Annotated in this window: 23 protein-coding genes; 19 read left to right on the top strand and 4 right to left on the bottom strand. The window is 50.2% G+C overall.

What is annotated here, in order from left to right:
• The first annotated feature begins 50 nt into the window (after positions 1-50).
• From H583_RS0115055 to H583_RS0115045, 3 genes are read left to right on the top strand one after another with little or no spacing between them, the layout of a single operon-like run.
• On the top strand, positions 51-1037 hold the full coding sequence (locus H583_RS0115055) for an aldo/keto reductase (RefSeq protein WP_028561168.1): 987 nt from the start codon (positions 51-53) through the stop codon (positions 1035-1037).
• 38 nt (positions 1038-1075) lie between these two features.
• Entirely contained in the window at positions 1076-1603 is a 528-nt protein-coding gene (locus H583_RS0115050) for a hypothetical protein (protein ID WP_028561167.1), read from the top strand.
• A 26-nt stretch (positions 1604-1629) separates the two neighbouring features.
• Positions 1630-2421 (top strand): HAD family hydrolase, encoded by a 792-nt coding sequence (locus H583_RS0115045; protein WP_028561166.1) that lies wholly within the window; start codon positions 1630-1632, stop codon positions 2419-2421.
• 86 nt (positions 2422-2507) lie between these two features.
• On the opposite strand, the gene H583_RS0115040 is transcribed toward H583_RS0115045, so the two are convergent.
• Positions 2508-3047: a 1,2-dihydroxy-3-keto-5-methylthiopentene dioxygenase gene (locus H583_RS0115040; protein WP_028561165.1), complete on the bottom strand. Its 540-nt coding sequence runs from the start codon at positions 3045-3047 to the stop codon at positions 2508-2510.
• 144 nt (positions 3048-3191) lie between these two features.
• Here H583_RS0115040 and metH point away from each other — a divergent pair, with 144 nt between their 5' ends.
• The 12 genes from metH to H583_RS0114975 all read left to right on the top strand — a co-directional run bounded on the left by metH (position 3192) and on the right by H583_RS0114975 (position 19680).
• Entirely contained in the window at positions 3192-6632 is a 3441-nt protein-coding gene (gene metH, locus H583_RS0115035) for a methionine synthase (protein ID WP_028561164.1), read from the top strand.
• A 441-nt stretch (positions 6633-7073) separates the two neighbouring features.
• The gene (locus H583_RS0115030; RefSeq protein WP_028561163.1) at positions 7074-9323 is read left to right on the top strand and encodes a DEAD/DEAH box helicase; all 2250 of its coding nucleotides are present in this window, start codon (positions 7074-7076) and stop codon (positions 9321-9323) included.
• A gap of 136 nt (positions 9324-9459) precedes the next feature.
• Positions 9460-10809, top strand: a complete 1350-nt coding sequence (locus tag H583_RS0115020) for a ribonuclease H-like domain-containing protein (protein ID WP_028561162.1) — start codon at positions 9460-9462, stop codon at positions 10807-10809.
• Positions 10810-10827: 18 nt separating this feature from the next.
• Entirely contained in the window at positions 10828-11646 is an 819-nt protein-coding gene (locus H583_RS0115015; protein ID WP_028561161.1) for a TIGR01457 family HAD-type hydrolase, read from the top strand.
• A gap of 40 nt (positions 11647-11686) precedes the next feature.
• Positions 11687-12502 (top strand): bifunctional DNA-formamidopyrimidine glycosylase/DNA-(apurinic or apyrimidinic site) lyase, encoded by an 816-nt coding sequence (mutM, locus tag H583_RS0115010; protein ID WP_028561160.1) that lies wholly within the window; start codon positions 11687-11689, stop codon positions 12500-12502.
• A 3-nt stretch (positions 12503-12505) separates the two neighbouring features.
• Positions 12506-13339 carry a deoxyribonuclease IV gene (locus H583_RS0115005; protein WP_028561159.1) on the top strand — a complete coding sequence of 278 codons (834 nt, stop codon included), beginning with the start codon at positions 12506-12508 and terminating at the stop codon, positions 13337-13339.
• Between the two features lie 13 nt (positions 13340-13352).
• Positions 13353-13703, top strand: a complete 351-nt coding sequence (locus H583_RS0115000; protein ID WP_028561158.1) for a cyclic-phosphate processing receiver domain-containing protein — start codon at positions 13353-13355, stop codon at positions 13701-13703.
• An 88-nt stretch (positions 13704-13791) separates the two neighbouring features.
• Positions 13792-14574 carry an ABC transporter ATP-binding protein gene (locus H583_RS0114995; RefSeq protein WP_028561157.1) on the top strand — a complete coding sequence of 261 codons (783 nt, stop codon included), beginning with the start codon at positions 13792-13794 and terminating at the stop codon, positions 14572-14574.
• Positions 14571-15587 carry a 23S rRNA (cytidine(2498)-2'-O)-methyltransferase RlmM gene (locus H583_RS0114990; protein WP_028561156.1) on the top strand — a complete coding sequence of 339 codons (1017 nt, stop codon included), beginning with the start codon at positions 14571-14573 and terminating at the stop codon, positions 15585-15587. The genes H583_RS0114995 and H583_RS0114990 overlap by 4 nt, the downstream gene beginning before the upstream one ends.
• Positions 15588-15759: 172 nt before the next feature.
• On the top strand, positions 15760-17313 hold the full coding sequence (locus H583_RS35375) for a serine/threonine-protein kinase (RefSeq protein WP_051236505.1): 1554 nt from the start codon (positions 15760-15762) through the stop codon (positions 17311-17313).
• A 307-nt stretch (positions 17314-17620) separates the two neighbouring features.
• Positions 17621-18319, top strand: a complete 699-nt coding sequence (locus tag H583_RS0114980) for a response regulator transcription factor (RefSeq protein WP_028561155.1) — start codon at positions 17621-17623, stop codon at positions 18317-18319.
• Positions 18319-19680 carry a HAMP domain-containing sensor histidine kinase gene (locus tag H583_RS0114975; RefSeq protein ID WP_028561154.1) on the top strand — a complete coding sequence of 454 codons (1362 nt, stop codon included), beginning with the start codon at positions 18319-18321 and terminating at the stop codon, positions 19678-19680. The genes H583_RS0114980 and H583_RS0114975 overlap by 1 nt, the downstream gene beginning before the upstream one ends.
• Positions 19681-19777: 97 nt before the next feature.
• Here H583_RS0114975 and H583_RS0114970 read toward each other — a convergent pair whose 3' ends face one another.
• A complete protein-coding gene (locus H583_RS0114970) occupies positions 19778-20278 on the bottom strand; it encodes a C40 family peptidase (protein ID WP_028561153.1) in 501 nt (166 codons plus the stop codon).
• A gap of 175 nt (positions 20279-20453) precedes the next feature.
• Between H583_RS0114970 and H583_RS0114965 the strand changes: the two genes are divergently transcribed.
• Genes H583_RS0114965 through H583_RS0114950 form a run of 4 tightly spaced genes read left to right on the top strand, consistent with a single transcriptional unit; the run spans position 20454 to position 23514 of the window.
• Positions 20454-21308, top strand: coding sequence for a carbon-nitrogen hydrolase family protein (locus H583_RS0114965; RefSeq protein ID WP_028561152.1), 855 nt, complete (start codon positions 20454-20456; stop codon positions 21306-21308).
• 35 nt (positions 21309-21343) lie between these two features.
• Positions 21344-22024 carry a GNAT family N-acetyltransferase gene (locus H583_RS0114960; protein ID WP_028561151.1) on the top strand — a complete coding sequence of 227 codons (681 nt, stop codon included), beginning with the start codon at positions 21344-21346 and terminating at the stop codon, positions 22022-22024.
• Positions 22025-22028: 4 nt separating this feature from the next.
• The gene (locus tag H583_RS0114955) at positions 22029-22697 is read left to right on the top strand and encodes a GNAT family N-acetyltransferase (protein WP_028561150.1); all 669 of its coding nucleotides are present in this window, start codon (positions 22029-22031) and stop codon (positions 22695-22697) included.
• A 16-nt stretch (positions 22698-22713) separates the two neighbouring features.
• Entirely contained in the window at positions 22714-23514 is an 801-nt protein-coding gene (locus H583_RS0114950) for an MBL fold metallo-hydrolase (RefSeq protein WP_028561149.1), read from the top strand.
• A 115-nt stretch (positions 23515-23629) separates the two neighbouring features.
• On the opposite strand, the gene H583_RS0114945 is transcribed toward H583_RS0114950, so the two are convergent.
• Together H583_RS0114945 and H583_RS0114940 are read right to left on the bottom strand one after the other, a co-directional pair.
• Entirely contained in the window at positions 23630-25135 is a 1506-nt protein-coding gene (locus H583_RS0114945; RefSeq protein ID WP_028561148.1) for a PH domain-containing protein, read from the bottom strand.
• Positions 25122-25598, bottom strand: coding sequence for a PH domain-containing protein (locus H583_RS0114940; protein WP_245585923.1), 477 nt, complete (start codon positions 25596-25598; stop codon positions 25122-25124). The genes H583_RS0114945 and H583_RS0114940 overlap by 14 nt, the downstream gene beginning before the upstream one ends.
• Position 25599: the final 1 nt, after the last annotated feature.

Below are 25599 nucleotides of genomic sequence, written 5' to 3'. Positions count from 1 at the left end.
TTGTGATTCAAGCTACATACATAATCTATATATTCGGGAGGGCTGACCTGATGGAATACCGACTGCTTGGAAAGAGCGGACTTGCAGTTTCGGAGCTTTGTCTTGGAACGATGACCTTCGCAGGTGCAACTTCAGAGGCGGATTCCATGGATATGATGGAGCGCTTCTTTGACAGGGGCGGTAATTTTCTCGATACAGCAGATGTATATACAGGTGGAAGGTCAGAAGAAATTGTCGGCAAGGCTATACGAGGACGCCGTGCGGATGTCGTTGTAGCCAGCAAGGTGCGTATGAAGGTTACCGATAATATCAATGGTGCCGGGGTGTCGCGCAAGCATATCATGGACGGGCTGGATGCCAGTCTGAGAAGGCTGGGCACGGACTATATCGACCTTTATCAAATGCATGTTTGGGATCATGCCACACCGATCGAAGAGACGCTTCGCACGCTTGATGATCTGGTATCCTCGGGCAAGGTGCGCTACATCGGCTGCTCCAATTATTTTGCCTGGCACTTGATGAAGGCGCTGGCATGCAGTGATGCCAACCGTTATGTCCGGTTTGTTTCCGTTCAGCCTCAATACAGCCTTGTCAGCCGTGAGATGGACCGTGAGATGATGTCCCTTTGTCTGGAGGAAAATGTGGGGGTTATCCCTTGGGCGCCGCTTGGCGGCGGATTTTTAACAGGGCGCTATGACCGCACGGAACCGGAGAATGGAAGATTAACCGCCAAGACAGGGGAGAGCTCATGGCATCTCCGTGCTACGGATAAGAACTTTGCGATCCTGGATACTGTAATCCAAACGGCGAAGGAACTTGGCAAAACACCTGCACAGGTTTCATTGAATTGGCTGCTGCAGCAGAAAGGGATTACCTCTCCTATTTTTGGAGCGAGTACGCTCGAACAATTCGAAGACAATATCCGGGCAGCCGGCTGGACAATGCCGCATGAGCTATGGTCGGTTCTGGATGAAGCAAGTACGCTGCCTTCCGAATATCCCAATCGCTTTATTGAGAAATTCCGGCGGCCAATCTAGGCTGCCGGAAATGTAATTTTAGTAAGGGAGGCTGAAATATGTCCCGTTCCTGGGAACGGATGGTTCGCAAGAATACATCTACAGTTAACAAGGTAAGAAAGAAACAAGGCGGTAAAGGATTTGTCCCGGACGCCAATAGGATTGACCGTTTTAAAGGCCGCAACATCATTTTACCGCTGGCTGTCATTTTCTTTACCGGGTTCTACGCCTATATTAGTTTTATTGCGAGACAAGCTCCGGGGGTTGAGTCATCCAATACCGATGCCTTGTACTGGATTACGATTGTTTGTTACTTTTTACTGGCACTGCTGTTCTTCTTCCGCCGTCCATATTTGAACGTTGCCAAGGAGTTCGTTCAGACGCGCCGGTTTACAGGGGATAAAATACTCCGGGCCAATGGTATCAAGAAAATTTCTGTTCAGGATGGTTATGTAGTCATTGAGCAGGTAAAGGGACCAAGCTGGGTATTCACCAAATTCATGAACAGGTTCCCGACAAAGGATATGGCTGAGCGATTGAAACAGTTTGCCAAGGATAATGAAGTTGAGTTTGTAGAAAAAGTTTAATTCAGGTAGGGGAGAGAGTCAGCAACATGAGTAAGAAAGCCATTTTATTTGATTTGGATGACACCCTTCTATGGGATGACCGCAGTGTACAGGAAGCATTTGATACTACGTGCAGAGCGGCTGCGGAACGTACCGGAATTGATCCTGTAGCGCTGGAGAAGTCTGTGCGCGAGCAGGCTCGGGAGCTTTATTCCTCCTACGAGACTTATCCGTTCACGACAATGATCGGCATTAATCCGTTTGAAGGGCTATGGGCTGACTTCAGAGAAGGAGAGCAAGTGGAGTTCCGCAAGCTGGAGGCCCTTGCACCCGCTTATCGTAAAGCAGCCTGGACACAAGGACTGAAAGCTTTAGGTGTAGACGATGAAGCACTTGGAGCGGAATTGGCCCAGCGTTTCCCGGCTGAACGCAGAGCCCGGGCGCTTGTGTACGATGACACGTTCCACGTTCTGGATGAGCTCAAAGGGAAATACAAGCTGCTCTTGCTGACAAATGGCTCTCCTGATTTACAAAGAGAGAAGCTTTCCGGCGTACCGGAGATTGCGCCATATTTTGACCACATTATTATTTCTGGCGAATTTGGCAGAGGAAAGCCGGACGCGGCGATCTTTAGACATGCATTGGAGAAGCTTGGTGTGGAGCCGGAAGAAGGCTTGATGGTTGGGGACAAACTGACGACTGATGTCATCGGGGCGCTTGGGGTTGGTATGGATGCGGTCTGGATCAACAGACACCGGGTTACCCGCAATGAAGAAATTGTCCCTACTTATGAGATTGACGAACTGAAAGAACTGCTTGAGCTGCTCAATAGATTGTAAACACAGTTATTAAAAAGGTATAAGTAAAGCCCGCCTCTGATATGAGGCGGGCTATGTCTTGCGGCTTGAATATCAAACGTAAATTATTATTTTTGAAATGCAGGGTCGTTGAACGGCTCTGCAACCCAGCCTGCCGGCTCGATGAACAGGCGCACGGCAACGATTTGACGGTTATCCATCAAAGTGAAGAAATGCGGTTTGTATTCCGGAACGGAAATGACATCGCCAGCTTCCAGTTCAACGTCAAAGTATCCGACATCATCCGTGCCTTTAATAATAAAGATTCCGCGTCCGGCTGTAATGGCACGAACCTCATCTTCGGTATGGGTATGGACATCCTCAAACTTTTTCAGCAGCTCATCCAAATTAGGTGTTGCATCGGAGAGGGCCACAATGTCCCAGGTTTTATATCCGCGACGGCCGGCCAAATCATTGATTTCCGCCTCATAAGTAGATAGAATGGTTGCTTTTTCCTCGTCGGAGAGGACAAATTTATTTTGGAGTTCAGCAGGGAGCTTGGAAGCATCCCAATGCTCATAAAGCACTTCCTGCTGATTCAAAAATGCACGCACATTTTCCTCGCCTGTAATCCGCTCTTCAGTATTACGAATCCGAATTTCAGCCATTGTATTCCCTCTTTTCCTATATGAAATAACATGATAAATGTATTATAAATCAAACAGTGTCTGCTGTCGACTCATATTCCCTTTTCACAAAGTAACAAGTCTGTTAGACTAAAAGTTAACGATTCGTTGGAAGGAAGTTCGAACATGACAAAACCGACATTAAAAGAACTCATGCAGCAGCGGATTCTGATTTTGGATGGCGCCATGGGTACGATGATACAGCAAGCTGATTTAATAGCAGAGGATTTTGGCGGAGAAGAATTGGATGGCTGCAATGAAATGCTCGTCCTGACAAGACCGGATGTCATTCAGTCCATTCATGAACAATATTTGGCTGCGGGAGCAGATATTATCGAGACGAATACGTTCGGCGGCGCCAGCATTGTTCTGATGGAATACGATATTCCGGAGAAGGCGCGCGAGATTAATCTGGCTGCAGCCGCAATTGCACGCCAAGCGGCGGATAAATACTCAACTCCGGACAGGCCCCGTTATGTGGCAGGCGCGATTGGTCCTACGACCAAAACTTTGTCCGTAACGGGCGGTGTAACCTTTGATGAACTGGTGGACAGCTATTACGAGCAGACAATTGCCCTCATGGAAGGCGATGTGGACGCGCTTCTGCTCGAAACCTGCCAGGATACACTGAATGTCAAGGCGGGAAGCATTGCAATCCGTAGAGCCTTTGAGACACTGGGACGCAAGCTTCCGATTATGATCTCCGGTACAATTGAGCCAATGGGAACTACGCTCGCCGGTCAAAATATTGAATCCTTCTATATTTCACTGGAGCATCTTGAACCGGTTTCCATCGGCCTCAACTGTGCGACAGGTCCGGAATTTATGCGTGACCATATCCGTTCGCTGAGCGAGATTTCCAAAGCGGCAATTAGTTGTTATCCGAATGCCGGGCTTCCTGACGAGAACGGACACTATCATGAATCCCCGGATTCGCTTGCGAAAAAGATCGCTGCTTTTGCCGAGCAAGGCTGGTTGAATATGGCTGGAGGCTGCTGCGGAACAACTCCCGAGCATATTAAAGCATTGGATGAGATGCTCGCTTCGTTTGAGCCCCGGAAGCTGAATGGCACACACCCGCCTGCCGTATCAGGCATCGAGACGGTGTATATCGAGAATGACAACCGCCCGTATATGGTTGGGGAAAGAACGAATGTACTCGGATCCCGCAAATTCAAGCGCCTGATTGCAGAGGGCAAGTATGAGGAAGCGGCTGAGGTTGCCCGGGCCCAGGTGAAAAATGGCGCGCATGTTATCGATGTCTGTCTCCAGGACCCGGACCGTGATGAAACCGAGGATATGAGCAAATTTCTTGAGCTTGTAGTGAAGAAAGTTAAGGTGCCGCTCGTTATCGATACAACAGATCCGAAAGTAATCGATATGTCCCTCAAATACACGCAGGGGAAATCGATTATTAACTCCATTAACCTTGAAGATGGGGAGGAAAAATTCGAACAAGTTGTTCCGATAATTCATCGCTACGGCGGGGCGGCAGTAGTAGGTACAATTGATGAGCGGGGGCAGGCGATCACGAAGGAAGACAAACTGGAGGTTGCCATCCGCTCTCATGATCTGCTGGTGAACAAATATGGAATGAAATCAGAGGATATTATCTTCGATCCGCTTGTTTTTCCTGTTGGTACAGGGGACGAGCAATATATTGGCTCGGCGAAGGAGACGATTGAGGGTATCCGGATAATTAAGGAGGCGCTGCCTTCCTGTCAAACCATTTTGGGAATTAGCAATATTTCCTTCGGGTTGCCCGAGTCCGGACGCGAGGTGCTCAACTCGGTTTTCTTGTATGAATGTACAAAGGCCGGACTGGATTATGCAATTGTAAATACGGAAAAGCTCGAACGCTACGCCTCGATTCCGCAGGAGGAGCGCCGTCTGTCTGAAGAGCTGCTCTATAATACGAACGATGATACGCTTGCTGCATTTGTGGCAGCCTTCCGGAACAAGAAGATCGTCAAGAAGGAGAAGGCAAGCAATCTGAGTCTGGAGGAACGTCTGGCTTCTTATGTCGTAGAGGGTACAAAAGAAGGGCTTATCCCGGATTTGGAGCTTGCGCTTAAGAAGTACACGCCGCTGGAGACTATCAACGGCCCGCTGATGAAAGGAATGGAAGAGGTCGGAAGACTGTTCAATAACAATGAGCTGATTGTAGCCGAGGTGTTGCAGAGCGCCGAGGTCATGAAAGCATCCGTAGGCTTCCTGGAGCAGTTTATGGAGAAAAACGAATCGGCGGTCAAAGGAAAGATCATGCTTGCTACCGTTAAGGGGGATGTGCATGATATCGGCAAAAACCTGGTCGAAATCATTCTCTCCAACAACGGGTACAAAATTATCAATCTGGGGATTAAAGTTCCGCCGGAGCAGTTGATTGAAGCTTACCGCAAGGAACCAGTCGATGCTATCGGACTCTCAGGGCTTCTCGTCAAATCTGCACAGCAGATGGTTATTACGGCTCAGGACTTGCGGACAGCAGGGATCGATGTGCCAATTCTGGTAGGAGGCGCCGCTCTGACCCGGAAATTCACGAAAACAAGGATCGGGCCCGAATACGACGGACTTGTATTGTACGCAAAAGATGCGATGGACGGATTAGATATTGCCAACAAGCTGACGGATAAAGAGTACCGCAGAAACCTGGAAGCAGAACATGCGGCGATGAAAGCAGAGGGAGCAGTAGCCGTATTGGAAGCTCCGGCATTGCCGGCGCTGACCCGGATCGAGCGCTCCAAAATATCGCAGGATGCACCGGTATTTATACCGCCTGATTTGAATCGTCATGTGCTCCGGAATGTGCCAATCAAGCATATTGTGCCCTATATTAATATGCAGATGCTGCTCGGACACCATCTTGGAGTCCGCGGCAAAGTGGAGCAGCTGATTGCAGAAGGGCATGAGAAGACGATCCATCTGAAGGAGACTGTAGACAGTATTCTGAATGAAGCAGCCCACGAGGGCACGATTCAGGCGCATGGCATGTACCGCTTTTTCCCGGCTCAGTCTTCGGGCAATGAAATTATTATTTACGACCCTGAGACGCAGAGCGAGGAGATTAAGCGGTTCAGTTTCCCTCGTCAGCAGGTTGAGCCGTTCCTGTGCCTGTCCGACTATTTGAAGCCGGTAGAGAGCGGCATAATGGACTATGTCGGCTTCCTGGTCGTAACGGCAGGTGCGGGTGTCCGTGAACAGGCTACTCAGCTCAAGGATCAAGGGGATTATCTTCGTTCCCATGCCCTGCAGTCAGTTGCTCTTGAGGTTGCCGAGGCACTTGCCGAGCGTGTCCATCATATGATGAGGGACATATGGGGATTCCCCGACCCGCAGGAAATGACAATGAAGCAGCGTCTTGGAGCGCGCTATCAGGGTATCCGTGTTTCGTTTGGTTACCCGGCCTGTCCGGATCTTGAGGATCAGCAGCCGCTATTTGAGCTAATGAAGCCTGAGGATATTGGTATAGAACTGACGGAAGGTTTTATGATGGAGCCGGAAGCATCCGTATCCGCTATGGTATTTGCACATCCTGAAGCACAGTATTTCAATGTAGACAAAGCTTAAGCCGTACAGGGCCGTCAGAACCGCTTGCATCCAAGCGGATCTGACGGCTTTTGCAAAGTATGGGACTGTTGTTTCATCAAAAATCATTGTAAAATCGAACGGTGCATAATAGGAAATCGTTGTCGAAAGATTTCAATTTCCCGCTTTCCCGGGAAATCGCAGAAAACGACAGAATCAGCTTTTTTCTTTGAGATTAAAGAATGCACAACGAAAAACAGAGGATATTTTGCTTGTTTTGCGCGAATCGTCACTGCTTATGTCAAAGTTGGCGGTGATTCGTACAAGCTTACCTTGCTTCAGCGGTTGATGATGCGGGAGATCGGGTGCAAGGAATTGTTTACAGGGGATTGCGGGCCGAACAAGCATTCTTGTAGAATAAATGAAAAGGCATTTACGAATGCGTACGGGTTGTTGTTAAGTTATCAAGGGGTGACAGTTATGATCGGGAAAAAGTCCTTACATGATATAATCAATGAACTCCGAACCAATGAAAATATAGTCAACTGGTTTGAAATAGAGCCTCAGGAAGCGAAGGCAGCGCCGTTTCCCGAAGATATAAATGAAAAGCTGCGTGCAGCATTAGAGAGACGAGGAATCGCGAATCTGTATACGCACCAAGATTCAGCCTATCGCACGGCTGTGAAGGGTGAAAATATCGTCGCTGTAACACCTACAGCTTCAGGCAAGACTCTCTGTTATAATCTTCCTGTATTACAGGAAATTGCAAACGATGATACGAGCAGGGCGTTATATTTGTTTCCGACAAAGGCACTGGCACAAGATCAAATGAGCGAATTAAATGAAATAATCGCCGAAATGGGCATCGCTATAAAAAGTTACACTTACGATGGTGACACTTCGCCGGCTATCCGGCAGATTGTCAGAAAAGCCGGACATATTGTCATTACAAACCCCGATATGCTTCATTCGGCCATACTTCCCCATCATACAAAGTGGGTGAGTCTTTTTGAAAATTTGAAGTATATTGTTATTGACGAGCTGCATACATACCGTGGTGTATTTGGAAGTCACGTTGCGAACGTGATCCGGAGGTTGCGGCGAATCTGCAGTTTTTACGGAAGCAACCCGACATTTATATGTACATCGGCAACGATTGCCAACCCGAAGGAGCTTGCTGAACAACTGACAGGCAGCCCTATGAGGCTGCTGGATAATAACGGTGCGCCCAGGGGACGGAAGCACTTCGTATTTTATAATCCGCCAATTGTAAACGAGCCGTTAAATATAAGGAAAAGCGCGACAGTCGAAGTCAATAACCTGGCCAAAGAATTTCTGAAAAACAAGATTCAAACGATAGTCTTTGCCCGCAGCCGTGTACGGGTAGAGATCATCCTTAGCCACATTCAGGAACTGGTTAAAAATGAAATCGGTACGAAGTCGATCCGGGGCTATCGGGGCGGTTACCTTCCGAAGCAGCGCAGAGAAATAGAACGCGGCTTAAGAGATGGTGAAATTTTGGGCGTGGTGAGTACGAATGCGCTGGAATTAGGCGTGGATATCGGCCAATTGCAAGTATGCGTCATGACCGGATACCCTGGCAGCATAGCCAGCACCTGGCAGCAAGCGGGCCGCGCAGGACGGAGACATGGGGAAGCCTTAATCGTCATGGTCGCCAGTTCGACGCCGATTGACCAGTATATTGTTCAAAACCCGGATTACTTCTTTGAACGTACACCGGAACACGCAAGGATTAATCCGGAAAATCTTCTTATTCTGGTCGATCATATGCGCTGCGCAGCATACGAACTCCCATTCAAGACTACTGAAGAATTTGGCCCGTTAGATATTTCGGATATTTTGGAATATCTTCAGGAAGAACGGGTTTTGCATCGCAACGGCGATACGTTCTATTGGTCGGCACAGTCATTCCCGGCGAGTGAAATCAGCCTGCGTTCAGCTTCCCAGGAAAATGTTGTGATCGTGGACCAGTCGAATATTGCGGCTGTGAAGATCATCGGGGAAATGGACCGGTTTAGTGCCATGACCCTGCTACACGACGAAGCGATTTATTTGCATCAGGGCATCCAGTACCAGGTGGAAAAGTTGGACTGGGAGCACAAAAAAGCCTACGTCCGCGAAGTGGATGTAGAATATTACACGGACGCAAACCTGGCGGTCAATCTGAAAGTGCTGGAGATTGACAAGACGATTGCCAAGGGGCAGGCTGTCGTTAATTTCGGAGATGTTGCTGTGACCATGATCCCGACCATTTTTAAGAAAATCAAATTGACCACTTTTGAAAATATTGGGTCAGGGCCAATTCACTTGCCGGAAGAAGAACTGCATACAAGCGCTACGTGGCTGGAGCTTAAGGAAGTGGATCCGGAAATAGGTACGAAGACGCTGGAGCAATTGCTCCTCGGTATCGCCAATGTGTTACAGCATATCGTGCCTGTTCTGGTCATGTGCGACCGCAGCGACGTCCATGTAACCCCGCAAATAAAAGCAGCCCATACAGGGCTGCCTACGATTTTTATTTATGACCATTATCCGGGTGGGATCGGCCTTGCTGATGATGTTTATAAAAGATTCAACGAAGTGAGCGAAGCCGCAAAAAATCTGATACAAAAATGCCCATGTAAGGATGGATGCCCGTCATGTATCGGCACAGAAATAGCAGGACTCAACGGAAAGAAAAAGACCGTACAAATTTTATCTTTACTACAATAATTCACGGTTTTATACGATGCTTCATTCAAATATATTTGTGGATGCGTGAAATTATCATGTCTGCCCCGGTTGAAGAAATCGGACTTCCGGGCAAGTCCCGGGCACTGGCGATGCCGGTGCAAGCGGGGGTGGTCCAATGAGCAGCATGAGAGAGCGGATGAACCGCCTTCGCGGTTCACAAGGAAGCAGCGCTATAGACGAACAATCCGCACAATCTGAGAATCAGACAGTAAACATGCCTGAAGCCTTATCTGCAAACGCAGCCCAAGAGACGGAGGCGGCTTCTGCCTTAGAATCTCCAGCCCAGGACGTCCATGAGGCCGTGTGGCAGCGGCTGCAGGTAGCAGAACGCAGCAGCAAGTGGGGCAGTTTCCTGCAACGGGAGGTCCGCTATCCGCTCCAATATCAGCATGGACATCATTTGCTTGCAGAGCTTGCAGAGACAGCTGAACATTTGCGGGTCTTTCACCCTGAGGAGACCGGGCTGCCTGCACCTTCACTGGAAAATTTGCTGTTTCTTGATTTGGAGACAACCGGACTTGGAGCAGGCACTGGAAACATACCTTTTATGGTTGGACTTGGCTATGTACAGAATGAGCAATTTGTAATCGCGCAGTATCTGATTCGCCATCCGGCGGAAGAAAGAGCGATGCTGGCGGATTTGCAGACCCGCATGGAGGACTTTCATTATCTGGTCACGTATAACGGCCGTACTTTTGACTGGCCTGTGCTGGCGGGAAGGTTTATAATGAACGGACTTGGGCGTGCAGAGCTGAGGCTGAAGCATCTGGATTTTTTGCATCCGTCACGGAGCATCTGGCGCAACACCCTTGCATCCTGCAAGCTCAGCTATGTGGAAGAAGAACGGCTTGGCATTCACCGTGTGGATGATGTGCCCGGATCGCAGGCACCTGCGATTTATTTTCAATTTCTTGCGGATAGCAATCCGTCTCCGCTGGAGGGAGTATTCGTCCACAATGAGCTGGATATGCTAGCGATGGCCTGTCTCTCTATCCGCTTCGGCCGTCTGCTGGATAACCGGATTTCAGGCGAAGTTTATGCCCCCAAGAAGCCGGAGGAGTGGATACGTACCGGACTATGGCTGGAGAGAATGGGGCAGGCCCGGCAGGCGGAGGCGATTTTCCATATGGTGATGGAGGCTGATCCGAAGGGAGAGTCAAGTCTGATGCTGCTTGCAGCCCGCGATAAGAAGGTTGGAAATTGGGAGCGAGCTGTGTTATTGTGGCAAAAGGTAGCGATGACGGCACATGTTGAATTCGCTGCTGTCTATGAAGCCTTTATTGAACTGGCTATGTACTATGAACACCGGGCCAAGCAGCCCGAGACAGCGCTGACGTATGCCCATGGAGCGCAAAGCGCAATCAGCGAGCGCGCCTTGCTTCAGCGGGCAGATGCCAAGCGTCGTGCCGAGCAGGCTGCGCTAACCAAACGTATTGAAAGGTTAAAGCGGAAATTATCCCGCTAGGCTGGAGGGGGAAGCAACTTGTCTACACACAATTTATCCAAACCAAAAGGTCTTCTGATCGATCTCGACGGCACACTATACCATGGAGAGCGAAAAATAGACGGGGCTGACGAATGGATTGCCGGCCTCCGTGAGGTAAAACTTCCGTATTTGTTCGTCACGAATAATTCCACTGCTGCGCCGGGAGTTGTAGCAGACAGACTGAACCGGATGGGCATCCCTGCAGCGGCAGACGATGTCGTCACCTCAGCTCAGGCTGCTGCGGCGTACATTGCCCGTATCCGTCCCGGCGCTTCCGTTCATATTCTGGGGGAGACAGGGCTAAAGGAAGCTGCAGTAGAGGCAGGCCTCAACATAGAAGCACTGGAGCGTCCGGATTTTGTTCTGCAGGGCATTGACCGGGAGCTGAACTACGAAAAGCTGAAGCGGACGGTAGCTCTGCTGCTGAACGGTACAGAATACATACTAACCAACCCGGATGTGCTGCTGCCTTCCGATGACGGTCTGCTTCCGGGAGCAGGTTCATTGTCAGCTCTGCTGCAGACAGCATCGGGTGTAAAGCCGACGATAATTGGCAAGCCTTCCAATATACTGGTTGAATTTGCACTGGACAGAATGGGACTTAAGGCTGAGGAGACCTGGATGGTAGGCGATAATATGGCGACGGATATAGCCGCCGGACGATCCGCAGGCTGTGGAACTGCACTTGTGCTTACAGGTATTACCAACACCGGCAACCTGGATCGTTTCAGAGCGCAGACCGGGATTGAGCCGGACGGAATTTTCGCTGATTTGCGCGAGCTGAATACGTATATTTTTTCGTTGCTGGGGACATAAGAGAAGGAAACGACTAGAGGAGCAGGAAGGAAGATGACCGATGCCAGAATGGCCGGAAATGGAGACCTACCGCAAGATGCTGACGGGCACGGTGGCAGGTCAAACAATACAGGCGGTAGAAGTAGCCAGGGAAAAGACAGTGAACATCCCGGCTGAGCAATTCAAGCAAGAGCTTGCCGGACGCACGATCTGGTTCGTGGAGCGCCGCGGCAAATATATTTTGTTCCACCTTGATAACGGAAAAAGGTTGTTGCTGCATCTGATGCTTGGCGGTCTGATGTATTACGGCACTGAGGATGACAAGCCGGACAGAACAACTCAAGTAACATTCCAGTTTGATAAAGGGCATTTATATTTTATCGGGTTAAGATTAGGATTTTTGCACTATTTGTCCGTCAAGGAAGTGGAGGAGCGGATCGGCGATCTTGGACTGGATCCCTTCGACAAACGATTGACATTGGAGGCATTCAAGGCCAAATTCCAGGGCAAACGCAGCACGCTCAAGTCAGCGCTTGTGGATCAGCAGTTTATTTCCGGCATCGGCAACTGCTATGCGGATGAGATTGCTTTTACTGCGGGTATCCGGCCGGGTGCCAAGATCACTTCACTCAGTGAAGAGGATCTTGAGCGGCTTTATACAGCTATGCACAAGGTGCTTCAGGATGCTGCGGCCAAGGGCGGTTATATCGAAATGCCATTTACTAAGGATGATCAGTTAACAGGCGGGTATAACGATCATTGTCTCGTTTACGACCGTGGCGGAGAGCCTTGTGTGCAATGCGGAACGGAAATTGTAAAGGCAGAGCTTGCTTCACGCAAAGTCTTTTATTGCCCTAACTGCCAAAAGGAGAGCTAGAACATGCCGCGATTCGGCAGCCATGTCAGTATAAGCAAAGGGTATTTGGAGGCAGCAAAAGCAGCGCTGGCACAAGGCGGGAGCTCATTTCAATATTTCCCGAAAAATCCGCGCAGTCTTGTTGTCAAAACGGTTAATCGTGCGGACGCCGCGCGGTGTGCGTTGTTTTGCAGGGATAATGGACTGTTCTCCATTGCCCATTCGCCTTATCCGACGAATCTGGCTTCCGAAGATCCGGCCCAGCAGGATCAAACTGCGGCCTCTCTGATTAATGATCTGGAAATTGCAGAAATGTGCGGTTCTGTGGGCGTTGTCGTTCATTTTGGCATTTACAAGGGCAAGGACCCTCTGCAAGGTTATAAAAATATCATTCAATGTTTGGACAAGACACTGTCTGCATGGCAGGGCAAGGCCAAGCTGCTTATTGAGAATCAGGCCGGAGATCACGCCCTGATGGGTACGACCTTCGAGGAGCTGGTGCAAATCCGCAGTCTGGCCCGTTACCCGGAGAAAATTGCCTTCTGCCTGGATACCTGTCATCTGTTCGCCAGCGGGGTGTGGAGTGAACCGGAGAATCTCAGCTTTGCGAAACATGCCCGCAAACTTGGCTATATGGAGCATTTGGCTGCCGTTCATATGAACGATTCTGTCTACCCTTCGGGTTCACGACGGGACCGGCATGCGGCAGTTGGAGAGGGCTGCATTGGCGAAGAGGGGCTGAGCGCGTTTCTGAAGCTTCCTGAGCTTCAGGCCATTCCGGTTGTGCTGGAAACCCGCAAGGACCAGGACGGGACCCATAGCGATCAAATCAGGCTGTTGAAACACTGGTTGGAGTAGAGGAGGGGCTGCCATGATTCATCTGTATCTGGATGACTACAGACGATGTCCGGAGGGATTCGTGCTGGCGCTGAATGTGAAGGAATGCAATCTGTTGGTTGATGAGGAAGAGATCGGTATTTTATCCCTGGATTTCGATTTGGGTTGGGGAGAGCCGACAGGCATTGAGGTAGTCCGTCATATTGTAGAGACTGGCCGATATCCGAAGGAAGTCTATTTACATACCTCAAGTCCCGCAGGTAAAATGCAGATGTACCAGTATCTCTCCGAGCATGCTCCTGCAGATGTCATTTTGCATTTTGGCCCGATGGCAGATGCAAAAGAGGCTCTCAGCCGTTTCAGGGAGAGAGAGGACAACGAATGAATAAAGACGTGAGCTTAGGGCGGCAGGAGAGAATGAGCCAGCCGCGTTGAAAGCTGACGCGTTTATGGATAAAAGGTGGGGAAAAGAAATGATTCATTTGAATAATCTGTATTTGCGCCGTGGTGAGCGCGTGATTCTGGATGGTGTGACCATTGATATCAATCCGGGGGAGCACTGGGTCATTCTCGGAAAAAACGGTTCGGGAAAAACGACATTGCTTGAAATGATTACCGGCTACATGTTTCCAAGTTCAGGCACAGTGGATGTGCTGGGCAATCGCTTCGGCCAGTGTGATGTCCGCGAAATACGCAAGGAAATTGGCTATATCAGCCAATCGCTTCTTGAGAAGCTGACGCTTGCGGACACAGTCTGGGAAGTTGTGGCAACGGGCGCGTTTGCGTTTTTGCGATTTTACCAGGAAATTCCGCAAGAGGTGAAAGTTCAGGCCCAGCAGCAGCTGGAAGGCATGGGACTTGGCCATCTGATGCATCAGCCGCTCGGCTCTTTGTCACAGGGTGAGCGCAAGAAAGTGCTTCTGGCCCGTTCCCTGATGGCGAATCCGAAGCTTCTTATTATGGACGAGCCTTGCGCAGGGCTGGATTTGTATGAGCGGGAGAAGTTCCTTAAGGAGCTGAACCGGCTCAGCCAGCAAAATATGACCGCCATTTACGTTACGCATCATATTGAGGAAATTACTCCGCTGTTTACACATGTGGCGCTCATCCATGAGGGCAAGGTGGCCGCAGCGGGACCGAAGCATGAAGTTGTTACCAGTGAACTTCTGAGCCATGCGTATGACTTGCCGATTGAGGTTGAATGGGGGCATGAACGGCCATGGATTCGTGTCCGCAGCCAGGGTGACAACCTGTGAGCCGTTGGATTGGAACGGCCAACCACGGATTTGCCTCCTATGCGATGGAGGAACTGAGACGTTTATTTACGGACATTAAATTTCAGCAGCTCAGCAGCGGAGAAGTGTTCAGTTTTGAGGTTCCAGGGGACCGGGAGCAGGTTTTTACGGACATCGCGAGGAACGAACCAATCTTTCTGCGGCATCTTCAACCTGTCGACCGGACCATGCCGATTACGGGAGATACCGATGACTTGCAGGAATTGACTGACATTGTCCGCCATGCTCGCAAGGTATTTGAAGGGAAACGGACAGCGGTTCATCTCCGGCGGGTGGAGAACAGTCCGTTCTCTTATTCAGCAGCAGATACGAAGGCTATAGTAGATGCAGTGCTCACGGAGATCGATAGCGAGTCTTCACTCCAGCAGCCGGAGCAAATTTTATCCCTCTATGCATCCAAAGACAGCCTGCTGATCGGCTGGGGCACACCGCGTGAGCTGTTGTCCGACTGGCCGGGCGGAGCTGTACGCTTCCAGCGGGAGGAGAGTCAAGTTTCCCGCGCCAAGTTCAAGCTGCTTGAAGCAGAGCGGACCTTCGGACTCAATCTGGCCCATTACAGCCATGCGCTCGATATTGGAGCGGCACCCGGCGGCTGGACATCGCTGTTGCTGGAGCGCGGGCTGCAGGTGACGGCAATCGATCCGGCAGAGCTGCATCCTTCGCTCATTTCGAACAGGAGGCTGACTTATCTCAAAAAGAATGCCTCTGAGGTCAAATTCTCTCCGGATTCGTTTGATCTGCTCGTATGTGATATGAGCTGGAGCCCAATGCAGATGTGCAAGCTGGTGCTTGATTTAAGCGATGCACTCGCAAGCGGCGGGTATGCAATTATTACGGTCAAGCTGATGCACCGCAAGCCGCTGCAGACGATACGCGATGTCATGCAGAAGCTGCAGGAAGTGTTTGAAATCCGCAAAGCCAAACAGTTATTCCATAATCGTGATGAAATTACGCTGCTTTTGGAAAAACGTTAGTACCGGGCCGCGAAGGTACTTTCAGCCAAAAAATAAATGAACGGGAAAGCATCCCGAACCAAGGCGCTTATGTGCCGCGGTTCAGGGTGCTTTTTTTTCTGCACGAAACGAAGCTTTTGTCAGTCGAAGGACGTCAGAGCCGTTTACGCTTGTATAACTGGGGAGGAAGAATATGAATACAGCATGGAAAGAGGGCATGCTCGTAAATGAACGTTATAAAATTGCAGGCATTGCCGGCCAGGGCGGTATGGGGACGGTCTACATGGCAGAGGATATGCGCCTGCCGGGAAAAAAGTGGGCGCTCAAGCGCATGATAAAGCCGCCGGGAGCAACAGGCCATCTGCAGGAGGCGAGGCTACTGATGAAGCTGTATCATCCATGCTTGCCCGCGGTAGCCGATTATTTCGATTGGGATGAAGGCAGGGAGGCTGTGCTGGTTACGGAGTTTATTCAGGGTTGTACGCTCCGCGAATATTGCAATGAGCAGGGGCTGCCCCTGGCGGCGTCAGTACTGCTATCGATTGCGATTCAGCTTGGCGGGGTGCTCGACTATTTGCACCGGCAGACACCGCCTGTCATTCATCGCGATTTGAAGCCCTCCAACATTATGATGGAGACAGAAGAGCGCATCAAACTGATTGATTTCGGTATCGCGCGCTCCTTTCGCCGGGGGGCGGCTGAGGATACCCAGTGGCTGGGAACACCTGGATTTGCAGCACCGGAGCAGAGCGGCGGAGCCCAGACAGATGCGCGTACCGATATTTTCGGGCTGGGAGCACTGCTCTATTATTTGGTATCCGGTCAGATCTATGCTTCCGGTTCAATTGTCTCTTCATCATCTGTAATGCTCAAGCAGCTTCCGGAGTTGGCCGGTCTGATTGCACAGATGCTGGCGCCAAATCCGGAACATCGACCGGCATCAGCTGCGGAAGTATGCGGATCACTGATTGCGATTCAGCGCAGCAGCATGAGGCTTCCCGGTGTTCACGGCTGCTCATTTGGTCCAAAACAGTCCGGGAAGAAAATTGTACTCGCCTCGATTGGGCAAGGATCAGGCGCCACCTTTATCACGCTTACATTGGCGAAGCTGTTGCAAGAAAGGGGGAACGTGTGCACTGCAATGGAGCACCCGCTGCACACACCCGAATGGCGGACCCTGCTTGCATTTGCGGGACAGCCGGAAAAGGGGCGGCTTGGAGAGCTGGCAGAGCCGCTAGGCTATGAGCTGTGGAAGGACCGTTCTACACGATGGTACACGCTTGGCTATAGCGGGCGGGATGCCCGGGATGCGTCCTCCAGGCTTGAGCGGCTGCTGGATCATCAGAACAGAGCTGCTGATGCGATCCTGATTGATATTTCCCGGCATTGGCGCAATCCCGAATGTGCAGCCCTGCTTGATGGGGCTGACCTTCTCCTGTTTGCTGCTGATCCCTGGATATCCAAATGGGAGCCGGATACGATTAAGGGCTATTCAAGAATAGCAGAAGGAAGAAGCCGCCACGGTCTGCGTACAGGCTGGATAGCAAACAAAGACATGCAATTCCCTCAGCGCAGCGATTGGCTGGGTTTGCTGTCTTCTCCGCCGCTGGCGTGCGTGCCGCTTCTACCGCCTGCTGCATGGGCGCAGTGTCTTTGGGAAGGGGAATGGGCGACCGGCCATTCAGGCTGGCATCGGGAGCTGCAACTGGCGCTGCAGGCTGTGCTGAATCAAGTATTGCAGCATTAATCAGACCGCGGGCTAGTATTCAGTCTGTTTTTTTCGATTGGTTGAACAATGGACCGGCGAAGTAATGCAAAGAGTAACCAATACTTGGATATTAAGCGCTATTCTCTTCAAAATCAAAGCTAAATCAGGAACAATCATGCAAGTCAGGTCGGGTATGGAAGCTATGAGGCTTTGCTGACTTGCAATTCGCCTGCTTGTTCTTTATCATAAATTTATTACAGGCTTGGATTTGCCGCGGGCAGGCTGTTCAAATGCCGCTAGTTTTAGCGCGTCTGTATGCAACTTGTTGAAATTAGGTGATTAACATATGGAACAGGACCGATTGCTGGTCGTTGAGGATGAAGACAGTATTGCTCGTGTATTGCAGCTTGAACTGGAGCACGAGGGATATACAGTGGGGAGAGCGGAAAATGGACGCCAAGGGCTGGAGATGGCAGCCTCAGGGAATTGGGATTTGATGCTTCTGGATGTAATGCTGCCAGAGTTGAACGGCATCGAGGTGCTGCGTCGTCTGCGCAACAACGGCAACCAGATTCCGATTATATTGCTTACCGCAAGAGACACGGTCCCCGACAAGGTCAGCGGCTTTGAACATGGCGCCAATGATTATATTACGAAGCCGTTTGCCATGGAAGAGCTGCTGGCGCGCGTGCGGAACCTGCTGCGGATTTTCCAGCAGAAGAGCAAGGAGGACGGCGGAGCTGATGTATTGAAAGTGGCCGAGCTGACGATCGAGCTGCGAACCCGCAAAGTATTCCGCAAAGAAGTGCCGATTGAGCTGACGCCAAGGGAATTTGAGCTGCTTATTTTCCTTGCCGAGAACAAGAACCAGGAGAAATCCAGGGAGGAGATTCTGTCCGAGGTATGGGGATATGACTTTATCGGGGAGACAAACCTGGTCGATGTGTATATCCGCTATCTGCGCCAGAAAATTGATAAAGGCTTCCGTTACAAACTGATTCATACTGTACGCGGAGTTGGATACATGCTCAAGGAGCAGGAATAATGACACTTCGGAAAAGGTTTACTTTATTTACGATTTTCTGGTTGATTTTTATTTTGATTCTGTTTAACATTTTCGTTTATTTTTACGTTATTAAGATTACATCACGCAGTGAGGAACAATTGCTGATGAACAAGGTGAATCTGCTGCTTGAAAACAAGCGGATTCAGCAAATGTCGTCCCTGGACGATCCTCACTTGCTAAGTGAATTTTACAATGTGAACGAGATGATCCGGATTGTCAGTTCCACCGGCAACGTTATTAACCAGATCGGCTCGGATGAGGAGCTGTTGTCGATCCCGGTAAGCTTTAGCTGGAACAATTCGTCCGGCATTGACAATTACGGGGGCAAGCGTGTCGTTTACTTGAGGGTGCCGCTGTACGACAAAAATATGAATTTGACCGGCATGCTGGAAATTGTGCGCAAGCTCAATGTTCTGGACAGTTATCTGCAAATTCTTGTCGGTGCCCTTGTTGTCACGAGTCTAGGGGCAGTGCTGTTCGCGATATTCGGCACCTACTGGTTTACGTCCAGGCTGCTTGCCCCGATCTCTCATATGGTACAGACGATGCGGGAGATTGACCGGAGCGGGAAGCTGCGGCAAATTGAGCTTAGCAGCTCCGAGGAATCGGCTGAGCTTCAGCAGTTAATCCGGGCGTTCAACCAGATGATTGAGCGGCTGGAGCGCACCTTTGAACGACAGAAGCGGTTTGTAGCGGATGCCTCTCATGAGCTCAAGACGCCGCTGACGGTAATCTCCAGCTATGCCGGAATGCTCAAGCGTTGGGGCCGGGATGATGAGAAGGTACGGGACGAGGCGATTGAAGCGATCTCCAATGAAGCGCAGCGTCTGCAAAACCTGACCAAATCGATGCTGGTGCTGGCTGAGGCGGAACAGGAAGACTGGCTGAGGCTGAGCAGCTTTGATGTGGTGAAGGTCATTGATGAGCTGGCAGGGATGCTGAACACAACCTTCCAGCGTACGATCCGCGTCCAGTCTGAACGCAATGGGGTTACGATTGTGGCGGACAAGGACAAGATTCGCCAGCTATTTGTCATTTTGCTTGATAATGCAATCAAATACAGCAAGGAACCGATTTCAATTACGGTCAGCTCCAATAAGAACTCCGTTCGTATTGATGTGAAGGACAAAGGGATTGGTATCCCTGAACAGGAGATTCCTCATTTGTTCGAGCGCTTCTACCGGGTGGACGGGGCGCGGAGCAGGGCAACTGGCGGGGTTGGTCTCGGACTGTCAATTGCCAAACGGATCGTTGAGCTGCATAACGGCCATATTGATGTATTCAGCAAACCGAATCAGGGGACGACAATTGTGCTTCAGTTCCCGAAAAAAAACAATTGACCGGCCTGCCAGCCGGTCAATTGTAACTCTGCTTATTTAAATTTGATTGTAGCGGATACGAAAACCGGAAATCAGCAGCAATGACTGCTGTATGGGTCTAGGAAATAACTCTGCGGGCTGTGACGTAATTTTTTTTCCAAGTCGGAGCATTCAAATTGGAGAATGTAACGCCTCCCTTGCCGTACGTATGAAGAATTTTATTATTGCCTGTATAAACTGCTACATGGCCAATGGATTTGCCTCGTGAAGGCACAGTGAAAAAGACAAGGTCGCCCTTTTTCAGATTGGCCTTTTTTACAGAAATGCCCTCGGTTGCTTGTGATTTGGATGAACGGGGCAGAGAAACACCGATCTGTTTATAAATGTATTGGGTAAAGGATGAGCAGTCGAAGGATTTGGTGCTTCCTGACGGAGCGCCAAATACATAGCGTACACCCAGATATTTTTTTCCTGTCGCAATTATTTTATCGGCCTTGGCCGAAGCAGAAGTGGCTGCATAAGCTGCCGGGGCTTGTCCGGCAATGCTCAGTGCTGAGAATCCGATTGCTGCGCATAGACCTGCGCTGATGACTGTTCGTATGATTTGGGTCTTTAGCACGAATAAATCCCTCCAGATATGAATATCTTGTAGTTCTTTCGTCGTATTCACTATAACAAAGATCTCATTCCCTAATTTATAACAAAGAGAGAAAATTATTTGATTTGGCACAGGTTTCAGCATTATTATTAGAATTGAATGAGAATTTTTTAATGTAAAATGAGAGGAGATTTATATGACTTTTCGCGCAGCGGCAGTACAATATGAGCTAAAGGATATTTCCTCTTTTTCCGAATTTGGGCATCAGGTCACCCATTATGTGAAAAATGCACTGGAATATGGGGTGCAATTTGTACTGTTTCCCGAATTTATGACGACACAGCTGCTCTCCATTGGAGATGAGAGCCAGGAATCGTTGCCTATTGAAAGGCTGCCGGATTTCACTGAAGCCTATACAGCTCTTATGTCCGGACTGGCACAGCAATATGATCTATACATAATTGGAGGCACGCATGTCATTCAGACCGGAACAGGTCTTCGCAATACAGCCTTCTTGTTCCACCCTGACGGGCGGATCGATACACAGGCGAAACTTCATATGACGCCGACTGAAGTCCAGGAATGGAACATGACGCCCGGAGACGGGCTGGAGGTGTTCGAGACCAGATACGGCACGATTGCCATGCTGACCTGCTATGATATTGAATTTCCGGAAATTGTCCGGATGGCAAGAGCCAAAGGTGCGGATGTTATCTTTTGCCCTTCGTGTACGGATGACCGCCATGGTTTTTACCGTGTCCGGTATTGCTGTCACGCACGTGCGGTTGAGAATCAAGTTTATATCGTGACGACCGGAACTGTAGGGTCGCTTCGCAAGGTTGATTTTATGCGGGCAAATTATGGCCAGGCTGCTCTTATTTCACCGAATGATATTCCTTTCCCGCCAGCCGGTATTATTGCTGAAGGCGAGATTAACGGAGATATGCTGGTCGTGGGTGATTTGAATGTGGAACTTCTGGAGCAGGTGCGGCAGAGCGGCTCCGTAACGACATGGCGCGACCGCAGAACGGATCTTTATCCGGACTGGTAATGAAATAATTGAACCCGGAAGGGGGCTGATGCTTCATGCGGAAAGAGCTTTACGTTTTTTTGGAGCAAAAGCCGGTCCGAATCGTCATCCGCAATTACACGGAGCAGGACTTCGGCCAGATGATCGCTATTCAGCAGGAAAGTTTCCCGCCGCCGTTTCCGTCCGAGTTGTGGTGGAAGCATGAACAGCTTCAGCAGCATGTGAATCTTTTTCCGGAGGGAGCGCTCTGTGCTGAGGCTGACGGCAGGCTTATCGGCTCAATGACGGCATTGCGCGTTGGGGATGACCAGCTTCAAGGGCAGCACTCGTGGGAAGCGATCACGGATCATGGATACATAAGAAATCATGACCCGTCAGGGAATACGCTTTATGTCGTCGATATATGTGTGGTTCCGGCATTCCGCAAGGCGGGAATCGGAAAGTGGCTCATGCAATCCATGTACGAAGTTGTGGTGCACTTGCAATGCGCCCGATTGCTTGGGGGCGGGCGTATGCCCGGCTATCACCGGCATGCGCATGAAGCTTCGGCCGGCCAATACCTGGAACATGTCGTGACAGGCATCTGGAAGGACCCTGTCGTAAGCTTCCTGCTCCGCTGCGGCCGGACACCGGTTGGTGTGGCTGAAAACTACCTTGAGGATGAAGAGTCAGGTCACTATGGCGCACTTATGCAATGGGTCAATCCCTTCATAAATATAGATAGAAAGGAAGAATGACAGGATGGATTACTATCGCATTAGCTCCATTCAAGACCCTTATTTCCCCCAAATGCACCGTCTGATGCAAGAAGTGTTCCCGCCCGAGGAAGTGCTGGAATACAGCCTTTGGGAGGAGCCGATCCAGGACCCGGGCATTCATGTATACGTGGCCATTGTAGACGGTGAGGTTGTCGGGGCTACCGAATACCGTTATTATCCTCATTTTAGAACAGCGATGACTGACTTCACGATTATCGGCAAGCCGGGGCTTGGCGTAGGCCGCTTCCTGCTCAAAAAGCGGGAAAAGGATATTCAGCGTCTTGCCTCGGAGTCGGGCACCGAGCCGATCGGAATGTTTGCAGAAATCTATGATCCTTATGAGGTTGAGCACACATTCGGCGGAGTGACACCAATGAATCCGTATGTCAGAAGAGAAGTGCTGTCGCATATTGGATACCGCAAGCTGGACTTCAGCTATGTGCATCCTTCCTGGGATCATCTGGGCGAAGCGGTATCAGGGCTGAATTTGAGCTTCCTGTCCGCTGATGATGATCTGGCAGGCTTGCCGGCAGAGCTTGTCTATAATTTCCTTACAGAATATTATTCCGCTCTGCCCAATAAACCGCAGGCGTGGATGGATATGATGGACGGGCTAAAAATCAAAAACGAAATCGCGCTCTTGCCGCTGTAAAGGATGGCTGTCGTTCATGACAAGACTTACGTTTTTAGGAACAGGGGACGCCATGGGTGTGCCAAGGACATATTGTGACTGCGGTGTATGCCAGGAAGCAAGAAGCAGAGGGGTAAACCGCAGACTGCGCTCTTCTCTCCATGTTTGTGACAAGGCGAGCGGTGACACGCTCATCGATTGCGGTCCGGATTTTGGAAGGCAGATGGAACTGGCGGGCCTTCGTGATGTGAATCGTGTTCTCATTACCCATGCGCATTTTGATCACATTGGCGGGATCGTCGAGTGGGCGGATGCGTGCCGCTGGCTGAAAAAGAAAGGACAGCTCTATGCGCCTCAGATTGTGCTGGATGAGATTTCAGGCCGTTTCCCTTGGCTGAACCGTTCGCTCGATTTCCACTCCCTCGATCAGGGCTTTCATATGGGGCATTGGAAGGTGACAAGCTGGCAGGTGAATCACGGGAAAAACGGCTATTCGTTTGCTTTCCGCTTTGACCACGATCAGACGGGCACAGCCTGGGCCTATTGCTCGGATGCCATATCTTTAACAGAGGAGCAGCTTCAGCCGTTGTATGGCCTGGAATTGCTGATTCTCGGTACCAGCTTCTACAAGGAGCCGTTCCCGATCGAAACGAGGTCTGTCTACGATGTTACAGAGGCGCTGGAGCTGTTATCCGTCATTCAGCCCAAGACGAGCATCTTTACCCATTTGTCACATGATCTTGATTTAAGCCGTGAATATGAGCTGCCTGAAGAGGTGACATTTGCAAAAACAGGAATGACTTATTCGTTCCTGGACGGAACACCGCTTGTGTTCTGATATTTGTCTTGCAGTTTGAATGAACATTCAACTTGCACGCCGCTTTAGTCGTAAAATTAAAGGTATCCCGCCTGCTAATGGTTAGCTGCGGGATACCTTTTTATTTTGACATCTTCTATCCGTGACGTTGAGTAATCCATTGTTTAAGCTGTATGGCGGTCTCTTCGGGCAGGTGAAGAATCGAATACTTGGCAGCCCCTTTGCCTGACGGAAGTGCGACCTTGAGGGATGCGAGCTGTTTGCGCCGTTGGAAAAAATGCTGGGACGTTGAATGCCATTGAATTTTCCGCTTCGGGACAAGTGCCTGGCAACGGTTGAAGGCGCCGTAACGAATTGCAAGCTGGTCTCCTTGAATGCTCCAGGCTGTTTCCTTGTATTGAAGCCAGGAATATAACAGCATCAAGGCAGAGAGTGCGAGCGCCAGCCATATCCAAGGCCCGGGGAGAAGCGACAGTGTCAATCCTGTTATCAATGCCGAAACGAGCAGAGAAGGCCAGAGATAGCTGGTGAGCGCTTTCCCGGATAAGGTCTCCCAATCCTGGCTGACTTTAAGATGCGGTACAAACCGTTGTAAAAATGCATCCAGCTCCTGTTCACGAATTAATGGAAAGAGTAGAGCAGACTTGTCATCTTTTCCCGAGTACCCGGCAATGACGGCATAGACACTGACAAAGCCGAATGGCCTGCGAAGCAGGTTTTTTTGCAGTTGAATGGCTTGAATCCGCCTCAGCTTAATACTGACTTCCTTGCGCTCCAGCAAGCCGCGCTCCATCTTAAGCCGGCCCCCAGTCCGCTCCAAGGTAAAGCCGTATTCTTTTTGAATCGTAATAAATACAGCAATAATCCACGCCGCCAGCAGCAGTCCTGCCGCAAACAGTGTCCCTTTCCACAGAGTCAACTGCTCCCAGGTCATATGGTCAAGGTCCAAAGCCTGATTCAGCCACTTGTGAAGCTGGGAATAGGCTGCGCCTATTACAGCAAGCACGATGCCGATTGTGCCGGAAGTAATGCTGTAAATGAACAAGTTCCGTCCGGTAAGCTGTAGCTTTTCATCCGCATCAGGTCTCGCATTCGCGCCCTGTTCGGCCGGGGCTTGAACCACCGGTTCTTCGGTATTTGCCGCTGCATGAACATCAGGCTGAGTTTTGCGGAGAAGCGCCTCCTGGATTCGGTTGCTCTCGGCCTTGCTGATGCCATTGAGGATGACCTCAGCTTGATTTCCTCCAGCAGTTTGAATTTGCAGTTTTAAGATGCCGAACATTCGGTGCAGCACACCTGCTGTAAGATCAACCGACTGTACACGGTCACTGGATACCCACACATTTTTGCGGACAAAAACTCCGCTCTCAATATTTACCATGCCGTCTTGAACAGAATAGGTGAACCGCAGCCAGCTGATATAGCCGGCGACAATAATAAGCAGCGCTGCCAATGCAATAATGCCGCTGCTCCATATTCCTTCAATGCCATTGCGAACGAAGTAGCTAATTAGCAAAGCGGCTAACGGATAAATGAAATTTTTAACGGCGCCGCCTATAAAAAAGATAAGGGAGACGATATGCAGCCTTTGTTTGACTGGAGACGTGTCTGTACGCTGAGTTTCCGGATTATAGTTCTTCATCGGACACCCTCGCCAGCGCGGCAATCTGATTTCGGACCGATTCGGCATCCTGTTGTGTCAGTGCAGGGATTTCATGACTCCCGGCTGCGGTCGCGAAGGATACGGTGGCCAAGCCGTATTTTCGCAAGAACGGTCCTTGTTTGGTATCGACATGCTGAATGCGGAGCATAGGGATCGTTGTCCGCTTGCGAATGAAAATACCGTGGCGAAGCTCGATCTCCTCTTCCAGGATTTCATATCGCCACTGCTCATAATGAAGTCTTGGAAGAATCATGATTTCAATAATCGCTGCGAGTATCGCAGCACCGGCTGCGGCAGCAGCTATCCACCATGGCCACCCGAATTTCCAGGTCAGCACCACAAGAGCAGCAACAATGACGAAATATACGGCAGCGGATACCCAAGCTGCCAGCCGCCATGCATACAGGGCCTTGCCATCAATCCGTTTTTTCGGTTCGTTCACG

The organism is Paenibacillus pinihumi DSM 23905 = JCM 16419 (genome assembly GCF_000422505.1).
In the GTDB taxonomy this organism is placed as follows: domain Bacteria; phylum Bacillota; class Bacilli; order Paenibacillales; family Paenibacillaceae; genus Paenibacillus_D; species Paenibacillus_D pinihumi.
This window is presented reverse-complemented; position numbering and strand designations above follow the sequence as displayed.